The sequence below is a fragment of the Parvibaculum sp. genome, assembly GCF_049671045.1.
Lineage (GTDB): Bacteria > Pseudomonadota > Alphaproteobacteria > Parvibaculales > Parvibaculaceae > Parvibaculum.
Genome location: NZ_JBATUH010000066.1, coordinates 1 through 9,043 on the forward strand (window position 1 = coordinate 1; position 9,043 = coordinate 9,043).

The following is a 9,043-nucleotide window of genomic DNA, read 5'->3' on the forward strand; positions in this document are numbered from 1 at the left end:
ATGCCGGGGATCATGTTCTTGATGGCCGCTTCCATCACGGTCATGCCGTTTTCGGCTTCCACCGTGCGTTCCGTGCCGTTGCTTTCCTTAAAGGTGATCTTCGCCATCGCCGTCTCGACTGCAAGAATGTGAACGCGCCGGTTGGCCCGGCAGATCTCGAATTGCCGCTGAAAGAAATTGCCGGAGCTTTTCACGGCCGGAGCCTTTCACGGCATGGGGGGGAGGTAGCATGGCCCACGGCCCCGGGTAAAGCCGCTTCTTGCCCTTCTCCGCCCCCGCGGGCCCTCGTTGCAGGCCTGCCCCATCCCGCGCATAGTTTTGCCAAAGCGAGAGGATCAGGGGAGAGGCCTTTCATGGGCGAACCGCTCAACGTCATTTTCATCACCGCCGACCAATGGCGCGGCGAGTGCCTTTCGGCGCTCGGACATCCCTCGGTCAGGACGCCGAACCTCGATGCGCTGGCGAAGGAAGCCGTCACCTTCAGCCGGCACTACGCAAACGCCGTTCCCTGCGGCCCCTCGCGCGCCTCGCTCCACACCGGCATGTATCTGCAGAACCACCGCTCCGGCACCAACGGAACGCCGCTCGATGCCCGCCACACGAACTGGGCGAAGGTGGTGGCGAAGGCCGGCTACGATCCTGTCCTTTTCGGCTACACCGATACGAGCCAGGACCCGCGCGAGGAAGACCCGGAAAGCCCCTGGCTCAGAACCTATGAAGGGCCGCTGCCGGGCATCCGGCCGGTCTGCATGATGGGCACCTGGCCGACGCCCTGGACCGACTATCTCAAGGCCAACGGCTATGAGGTGCCGGACGACATCCGCTACGCCTATGGCCACCGGGCTTCCGGCCCCGACTATGAGGACGGCGCGCCGCACCCGAAGCCCCTTCTCTATCCGCAGGCCGAGGATGACACGGCCTTCCTCGTCAATCGCCTCATCGACTATATCGCCGCCCAGCGCGAGCCCTTCGTTGCGCATCTCTCGCTGCTCCGGCCGCATCCACCCTTCGTCGCGCCCGAGCCCTATAACGCGATGTATGATCCGGCATCGGTGCCCGGCTTCGCACGCTGCGCCACGCCGGATGAGGAAGGCCGCCAGCACCCGTGGCTCGCCCATCAGCTCTCCCGCAGGCTCTTCCGCGCGCCCGCGAACGAGAAGAAGCTCCGCAGGCTCAAGGCCGTCTATTACGGGCTGATGAGCGAGGTCGATGCCGAGATCGGCCGCCTCATTCACTTCGTCAAAGAGCGCGGCCTCTGGGAGAAGACCCTCATCATCTTCACCTCCGACCATGGGGAGCAGATGGGCGACCACTGGCTCCTCGGCAAATGCGGCTATTTCGACGCTTCCTACCGCATTCCTCTCATCATCCGCGATCCGCGCCCCGGCGGGGACAAGTCGCGCGGCAAGGTCGTCACGAGCTTCACCGAGAATGTGGACATCATGCCGACCATGCTCGAGGCGCTCCGCCTCGACACTCCCGTCCAGTGCGACGGCAAGGCGCTGACGCCCTTCCTCTCGGGGGATGGCGCGCCCCGCAACTGGCGGACAGAGGCGCATTGGGAATTCGATTTCCGCGACCCCGCCGACGACGCGGCGGAAAAAGCGCTCGGCCTCACCCTTCATCAGTGCACGATGAATGTGATCCGCGACGAGAAATTCAAATATATCCACTTCACGAAGCTGCCGCCGCTGCTTTTCGATCTCGAAAAGGACCCCGGCGAATTCGTGAACCGCGCCGACGATCCCGCCTATCAGCGCGTCGTTCTCGAATATGCGCAGAAGATGCTCTCCTGGCGCATGAACCATGACGAGCAGACGCTGACACATATCGCGCTGACCGATGACGGCCCGGTCGCGCGCCGCTCGGCAAGGTGGTGAGGCCGACAACGCAAGGCACAAGGAAGTCACGGATGGCCCGCTTCATGCGGGCCATTCACGTCTTCGCCCTGTGAAGGATCGCGGGCACTCCGCCACATCTCCGCATCCGTCATGCCGCGCCAGGCATTTACGATACCGGCAGGAAAATCCAGGCGCCCATTGCTTTCGCCGTGCCTGCCCGTGCTAGGCTGCGCCACCGGTTGTTTCAGGGGGTCAGTATGAAGGCGGGTACATTCGCGCGCGGCGCGGCACTTGCGGTTCTGACGGTTGCGGCGGCGGCTCTCGCAATGCCCGCCTTCGCCGCCAGCATGGAACCGCGCTTCGACAACACCATGGTCGGAACGCGGCCCGACGGCACGGTGCTGAAGCTCTATTACAACCGGGATCACACTTTCTCCGGCGAGATCACGCCCGCGGGCTCGCCCACCTCCTTCGAGGCGAAGGGCACATGGCGGCTCGACGGTGACAAGCTCTGCGTCACTCCTGAAACGCCCGGAGGCCAGCCCGGACCTGAAGCCTGCGCCGTCCTCAAGGGCGACAAGGTGGGCGACAAGTGGAAGACCACCGTTCAGGGCACGGATGGAAAGCCCGTCGTGCAGACGGTCGAGATCGTCAAGGGACGCTGAGGCGGCGGAAAACTCCGGCACAGGCGAACGCTCGCCCGCCTCTTGCGCGCGGGGCGAAAGGACCGGCCGCTATTCGGGGCCGAATTCGCCCATCCCACTTGCCAAGCCCGCGCGAAAGCGGCACACCCCTTGGATGGGCAATGCGAGGGGCGGACGGCGATGGCGCAAACCGAACTCGGACTGATCGAAGGCTTTTACGGCACACCCTGGGACTGGAAGACGCGCGCCGAAACCGTCGTCTTCCTGAAACCCCATGGCTATGGCTTCTATCTCTATGCGCCGAAGGCCGACGCCTTTCTCCGCCGCCGCTGGCAGGAAGAGCACCCCGAGGCCGAGGCTGAAGGCCTCCGCGCCTTTGCCGCCAAATGCCGCGCCCAAAGCGTGCGCTTCGGCGTCGGGTTGAGCCCCTACGAGATTTACCGCGACTTCAACGCCGAGGCGAAATCGGCGCTGGCCCGCAAGCTCGCCTTCTTCGACGACATCGGCGTCGAGGAACTGGGACTGCTGTTCGACGACATGCAGGGAAGTCAGGCCGATCTCGCCGAGGCGCAGGCGCGGATCGTCGATTGGGCAGCCGCGCGGACGCGGGCCGCCCGCATCACCGTCTGCCCGAGCTATTACACGGACGATCCGATCCTCGACCGGATCTTCGGCGCGCGCCCGCCCGCCTATCTCGAAACGCTGGGCCGCCTTCTCGACCCGGCGATCCATGTCTTCTGGACGGGCGAGGAAGTCTGCTCGCGCGAATACTCGCCGGGCCATCTCGCCCGCGTCAGCGAAACGCTCCGCCGCAAGCCCGTGCTCTGGGACAATTATCCGGTCAATGACGGGCCGCGCATGTCCCAATATCTGCACATCCGCGCCTTCACCGGCCGGCCGGCGGCGATGGCCGGCCATCTTGCCGCCCATGGCGTCAACCCGGCGCTCCAGCCCGTGCTCTCGCGCATCCCGGCGCTGACGCTCGCGGCGAGCTATGCCGAGGGCGACGCCTATGAATATGGCCGCGCGCTGGCGCGGGCCGCCGAGACCGTGGCGGGGCCGGAACTCGCCGCCTTCATCCGCGACGATCTCCTCTTCCTTCAGGATGTGGGGCTCGACCGGCTGGGCAAGGCGGCCGACGGGCTCCGCGCCCGCTACGCCGCCATCGACCATCCCGCCGCCCGCGAAATCATCCGCTGGCTCGACGGCGCCTATCGCATCACCCAGGCCGCGATGGAGGCACAATGAGCCATCGGGCGGCGCCCTCGCCGGAGGGCGGATGGTGAGTGGCGTCGACGAGATCGATGCAGTCGTAGTCGGCGCGGGCGCCGTCGGCCTTGCCTGCGCCCGCGCGCTCGCGATGGCCGGCCGCGAAGTCGTCGTGCTGGAGCGCCATGCCGCCATCGGCACCGAAACCTCGGCGCGAAACAGCGAGGTCATTCACGCCGGCATCTATTATCCGGCGGGAAGCCTGAAGGCGCGCCTCTGCGTCGAGGGGCGCCACAGGCTCTATGAGTATCTCGAAAGCCGGAGCCTCCCCCACCGGGCTTGCGGCAAGCTCATCGTCGCCGCCGACGAGCCGCAAATCGCCGGGCTGGAAGCGATCGCCCGCCGCGCCCGCGCGAACGGTGTCGACGACATCGAAGAACTTTCCGCCGCACAAGCCCGCGCCGAGGAACCCGCGCTCCGCTGCACGGCCGCCCTCGCCTCCCCCTCGACCGGCATCATCGACAGCCACGCCTATATGCTGAGCCTGCGAGGCGAATTGGAGGATCATGGCGGCGCAATCGCATTCGCCAGCCCGCTCGAACGGGCCGAGGCCGCCGGCCAGGGCTTCCTCCTCGATATCGGCGGGGCCGCGCCCATGCGCCTCAGGACACGGCTTCTCGTCAACAGCGCCGGGCTCTCGGCCGTCGCGATCGCCCGCCGCATCGAGGGGCTCAGGCCCAACCATGTGCCGCGAGTCTTTTTCGCCAAGGGCAACTATTTCACGCTGTCGGGCCCCGCGCCCTTCTCCCGCCTCATTTATCCCGTACCCGAACAAGCCGGGCTCGGCGTTCACCTGACGCTCGACTTGGGCGGTCAGGCGCGCTTCGGTCCCGACGTCGAATGGATCGCATCCTCTGATGACGGCATGAAGGGCAGCTTCGACTACACGGTCGATCGCGCGCGCGGCGAAGCGTTTTACGCCGCGATCCGCCTCTATTGGCCGGCGCTGAAGGACGGCGCGCTCGAACCCGCCTATTCCGGCATCCGCCCCAAGATTTCCGGCCCCGGCGAAGAACCGTCCGATTTCGTCATTTCCGGGCCGGAGGCGCATGGGCTTTCCGGTCTCGTCAATCTCTTCGGCATCGAAAGCCCCGGCCTCACCGCCTCGCTCGCCATCGCCGAAACCGTGCGCGCGCGCCTCCTCGGGGAGGCACCATGAGATTTCGCCCGCCGATCCCCGCGTCCCTCGCCCAGCGCCTGCACATCATCAGCCGCATTCTCTTCTATCGCTATGCCGCTTTCCGACGCGCGCTTCGGAGCTGGGAGGCAGGCGTCATCATTCTCTGCGCGCCGCTCGGTGCGCTGGTGGGCCTCGTCGTCTATGTCATCCGCGAGGCCGTCTACACGCTTCACGACATCAATTTCGGCCTCGCGCCCGGCAGCTATCTCAGCGCCCAGACCTCGATCGACATATGGCGGCTGGCGCTCGTGCCCGCCGGCGTCGGCCTCATCTTCGGCGTTCTCGCCTATTTCATCCGCAAGAACCGCTCCGCCGACATCACCGACCCGGTCGAGGCCAATGCGCTTTTCGGCGGGCGCATGTCCATGCCGGATTCGATCCGCCTCACCGTGGCGACCATGCTGTCGAATGCGGCCGGCGCTTCCGTCGGCATGGAGGCGGGCTACACGCAGATGGGCGCCGCGATCTATTCATGGGTCGCGCAATATTTCCGCCTGCGGCGCGACGATGCCCGCATCTTCGTGACGGCAGGCACGGCATCGGCCATCGCCGCCGCCTTCAACGCTCCGCTCGCAGGCGCCTTCTACGGCTTCGAGCTCATCCTCGGCTCCTATGCGCCGCGCGCGCTCGCGCCCGTCGCCATCGCCGCCCTCGCCGGCGCGCTCGTCGTGCGCATCCTCGGTGGCGAGGCGCCGCTCTTCGCCGTCGATACCGAGTTTCACATCACGCCCTTCACTTATCTCCTTTTCGCCATTGTCGGCATCGGTGCCGCGGGTTTCTCCATCCTCACCATGCGGGCGGTAACATGGGCGGACTGGGCCCTGCGCTGGCTGCCGATATGGGCCCGGCCCGCGGTCGGCGGCGCGCTCCTCAGCGTGCTTGCGATCGGCTCGCCGCAGGTGCTCGGCAGCGGCCACGGCGCGATCCAGTATCAGATCGAGCATTCGCGCACCTTCCTTCTCGTCGCCGCCCTCCTCCTCGGCAAGCTCGCCGCCTCCGCCATCTCGCTCGGCGCGGGCCTGCGCGGCGGCATGTTCAGTTCCTCGCTCTTTCTCGGCATCCTGCTCGGCGCCGTCATGGCCGAAGCCATGATCTTCATCGTTCCCGATCTCGAGACGCAGCGCATCGCCCTGATGCTCGCCGGCATGGGCGCCGTCGCCGCCGCGATCATCGGCGCGCCCGTGACCATGGTGCTGCTGGTGCTCGAAGGCACGGGCAGCTTTCCCGTCACCATGGGCGTGCTCGTTGCCGTGGTCATGGCCTCGACGGTCACGCGGCTCACTTTCGGCTATTCCTTCTCCACCTGGCGCTTCCACCTGCGCGGCGTGCCGATCACGGGCGCGCATGATGTCGGCTGGATCGCCGACCTCACCGTCGGGCGCATGATGCGCGCCGATCCTTTCACCGTGCCTGTCGGCATGCCGCTGCTGAAGCTCCGCGACATGCTGCCGCTCGGCGCAGCGACGCGCGTTTTCGCCGTGGACGAGACGGGCCGATATTGCGGCATTGTCGATATGGCGGTCGTGCACGACCCCGACCTGACCGATGCGGCGGCGGGGCTCGTCGCCGGCGATCTCGCCAAGGGCCGCGGTTATTATCTTCTGCGGAACGAAAACCTGCGCATCGCGCTTAACCGCTTCGAGGCAGCCGAGGTCGAGACGCTGCCCGTGCTCGACAATGTGGAGAACCTCCACGTCGTCGGCTATCTCACCGAGGCTTATGCGCTCAGGCGCTACACACAGGAACTCGAGCGCCAGCGCGGCACTGAGCTCGGGCAGGAAGTCTTCCCGCTCGTGCCGACGAAGAACGTCTGAGAACGGATCAACTCCTCAGGCCATCAGCTCGTCGATGAAGAGATTGACGGCGCCAATGGCGCTCCGGATCTGCGCCACCATGAGGGCGCGCGCGGCGGGATCGGACGCCATATGCTCGGCCGTCTCCGCAAGATCGCCGAGTTCCCATGCGCCGAGCCCTCTGGCCGACCCCTTGAGGCTGTGCGCCGTGTCCTTCCAGTCCTTGTCGCTCTCCGCCGTGGCGAGCCGTTCGGCATAGAGTTCGGCCTGGACACGAAAGAGGCCGAGCAATTCAGCCTCGAGGCCGCGGTTGCCGAGCGTGTAACGCGAAAGATGAACGAGATCGAGCGGACGCTGCGCGTCCCGTTCCTCGCCGGCGGCGAAATCCCCCGCGCCGCCCACAGCCGCTGTTCCTGCCGCTTTCATCGCTCGTCCCCTCTGCAACCCGGATGCACCGTCGAGACTAGGCCCCAACCCCGTACCGAAGCGTAAACTGCCTGCGCCGGATGCGGCGGCGCATCTCGATTTATGGTCAACAACGGGTTAACAACTGCCGCTTATGCATGCCGGATCACACGAATGGGCCAGCGCAGGTTGACGGCGCCGCCACCATCCGACACGCTGAAACGCAAAGGGGTGCGGAAGCGGGGACTCCCATGAAAACTCTGGAACTGGCGCCCAAAGCGCCCGAAACCGTGAACGAAGCGGGCACGGTCGATCGTCCCGTGCAGGCGGCGAACGAGGATTCGCCGACCGCCGGCGCGCTGTACCGGCTGATCGCGCGGCGCCCCTCGAAAACCATTCCCGCAAGCGCGGCCGTGGCGACGCTCTTCTGCCTCGGCATCATGGCGGCCTATGTCTGGGGCCTTTACGGCACCGAGGGCCTTGACGGAATTTCGCGCGGCGAGATGACCGTTCTCGCCATCGCTTCGTCGATCCCCGTCCTCCTCGTCTGGATCACCGCCTTTGCCGTCTGGCGCGGGCAGGAGATGCGCCTCATGGCCGATGCGCTCGCGCAGACGGCGATCCGCCTGACCGATCCCGCCGACGCCGCAAGCGGAGAAATCGAAGCCGTCTCCCAGACCATTCGCAGGGAACTCGACGGCTTGAAGGCGGGACTTGCCGAGGCGCTGGCCGAAACCACCCGGCTCAGCACCCTCGTCGCGCAGGAGCTTGAGACGATCGACCGTGGCACGGAGCGGGCGGAAGCGCGCACCCGCACCATGGAAGACCTGCTCGGCCGCCACCGCGACAATCTTCTCGAAATCTCGCGCGCGCTGGGCAGCGAGAGCGACACGATTTCGCGCGGGCTGCGCGATCAGGCCGCCGCCGCCCATGCGCTTATCGGCGAGGCCGAAGCGACGCTTCAAGACGCGGGCGCCCGCATGATCGAACAGACCGAGGCGCTTGCCCGCGTCAGCGAGGCCGCGCGCGCGGGCGCCGACGCCACCGCCTCGACGCTTGATCGCCAGGCGTCCCGCCTCGAGGTCGTGGCCACGACGGCGCTCGCCAAGGCCGATGTGCTCGCCCAGCGCTATGACAACCAGCGTCAGGTGATCGCCGAGGCCGCCGCGAAGCTCGAAGCCGAGCGCGAACGCCTCGAAGCCGTTTTCGATGCCCATCGCGACCAGATGCTCGCCGCCGATACGGCCATGAGTGAACGCGCGCGCGAGATCGGCCGCGCCGCCGCCGACCTTGCCGAGCGCCTCAATGCGACATTCGACAATGCCGCCGAGCGGGCCGAGGCGCTCAGCGAAGCGGTGTCGGCCGACATTCTGCGCGCGGTGAGCGAGATGAGCGAAGCCTCGGGCACGGTGAGCCGGTCGGCAGGCGCGGCGACGCGCGCCATCGGCGTGACCGTCGATGAACTCAAATCCGCGACCGTCGCGCTGAGCGATGATGTGGGCCGGGCAGCGGCCGAAACGATCGGCAAGGCGACGGAGCATCTGCGTTCCGCCATGACGGCCATGAGCACGGATGTCGCGCGCGCGACGGCGGCGATGACGAACGATCTCTCCGCCCGCGCGGACGAGCTGCGCGATCTCGTCGGCACGGCGATTTCCGAAAGCGACCTGACGGCCGAGCGCTTCAACGCGGCGATGATCCGTCTCGGCGGAGCGGCTCGGGAAGCTGGCCGCGCCATTCACGAGGCGACGGGCGAACTCGAGACCCGCATCGCGCGCATGCCGTCCGAAGCCGCGGCAAGCGCGGCCTCGCTCAATCACGTTCTGCAGGAACAGGTTTCGGCGCTCGCCGCCATAGCCGACATCGTGGTGCGCCATGCACGCGTGCTCGACCGCTCGTCGCCCGCGGTCG

Annotated in this window: 7 protein-coding genes and 1 pseudogene; 6 read left to right on the forward strand and 2 right to left on the reverse strand. The window is 67.0% G+C overall.

The genetic code is table 11. The annotated features are described in order from the left end of the window. Nucleotides 1-107 (reverse strand): annotated as a pseudogene (locus tag WBG82_RS08125) (2Fe-2S ferredoxin); the annotation flags it as partial. Between the two features lie 246 nt (nt 108-353). Between WBG82_RS08125 and WBG82_RS08130 the strand changes: the two are divergent. The 5 genes from WBG82_RS08130 (at nt 354) to WBG82_RS08150 (ending at nt 6,748) form a co-directional block, all read left to right on the forward strand. Continuing rightward, nucleotides 354-1,880: an alkaline phosphatase family protein gene (locus WBG82_RS08130; protein ID WP_424423547.1), complete on the forward strand. Its 1,527-nt coding sequence runs from the start codon at nt 354-356 to the stop codon at nt 1,878-1,880. Nucleotides 1,881-2,098: 218 nt separating this feature from the next. Continuing rightward, nucleotides 2,099-2,506: a hypothetical protein gene (locus WBG82_RS08135; RefSeq protein ID WP_424423550.1), complete on the forward strand. Its 408-nt coding sequence runs from the start codon at nt 2,099-2,101 to the stop codon at nt 2,504-2,506. A 159-nt stretch (nt 2,507-2,665) separates the two neighbouring features. Then, complete coding sequence (locus tag WBG82_RS08140; RefSeq protein WP_424423553.1) at nt 2,666-3,733, forward strand: beta-N-acetylglucosaminidase domain-containing protein; 1,068 nt, start codon at nt 2,666-2,668, stop codon at nt 3,731-3,733. Between the two features lie 31 nt (nt 3,734-3,764). Next, on the forward strand, nt 3,765-4,913 hold the full coding sequence (locus WBG82_RS08145; protein ID WP_424423556.1) for an NAD(P)/FAD-dependent oxidoreductase: 1,149 nt from the start codon (nt 3,765-3,767) through the stop codon (nt 4,911-4,913). Next, complete coding sequence (locus WBG82_RS08150; RefSeq protein WP_424423558.1) at nt 4,910-6,748, forward strand: chloride channel protein; 1,839 nt, start codon at nt 4,910-4,912, stop codon at nt 6,746-6,748. The genes WBG82_RS08145 and WBG82_RS08150 overlap by 4 nt, the downstream gene beginning before the upstream one ends. 15 nt (nt 6,749-6,763) lie before the next feature. Here WBG82_RS08150 and WBG82_RS08155 read toward each other — a convergent pair whose 3' ends face one another. Further along, the gene (locus WBG82_RS08155) at nt 6,764-7,153 is read right to left on the reverse strand and encodes an Hpt domain-containing protein (RefSeq protein ID WP_424423560.1); all 390 of its coding nucleotides are present in this window, start codon (nt 7,151-7,153) and stop codon (nt 6,764-6,766) included. A 230-nt stretch (nt 7,154-7,383) separates the two neighbouring features. Between WBG82_RS08155 and WBG82_RS08160 the strand changes: the two genes are divergently transcribed. Next, nucleotides 7,384-9,043: hypothetical protein (locus WBG82_RS08160; RefSeq protein ID WP_424423563.1), on the forward strand; the 1,660-nt coding region annotated here is incomplete at its 3' end.

Bases quoted from the DNA above. Each gene is read 5' to 3' on its own strand.
- WBG82_RS08130 (WP_424423547.1), top strand. From the start codon at position 354: ATGGGCGAACCGCTCAACGTCATTTTCATCACCGCCGACCAATGGCGC.
- WBG82_RS08135 (WP_424423550.1), top strand. From the start codon at position 2,099: ATGAAGGCGGGTACATTCGCGCGCGGCGCGGCACTTGCGGTTCTGACG.
- WBG82_RS08140 (WP_424423553.1), top strand. From the start codon at position 2,666: ATGGCGCAAACCGAACTCGGACTGATCGAAGGCTTTTACGGCACACCC.
- WBG82_RS08145 (WP_424423556.1), top strand. From the start codon at position 3,765: ATGGTGAGTGGCGTCGACGAGATCGATGCAGTCGTAGTCGGCGCGGGC.
- WBG82_RS08150 (WP_424423558.1), top strand. From the start codon at position 4,910: ATGAGATTTCGCCCGCCGATCCCCGCGTCCCTCGCCCAGCGCCTGCAC.
- WBG82_RS08155 (WP_424423560.1), bottom strand. From the start codon at position 7,153: ATGAAAGCGGCAGGAACAGCGGCTGTGGGCGGCGCGGGGGATTTCGCC.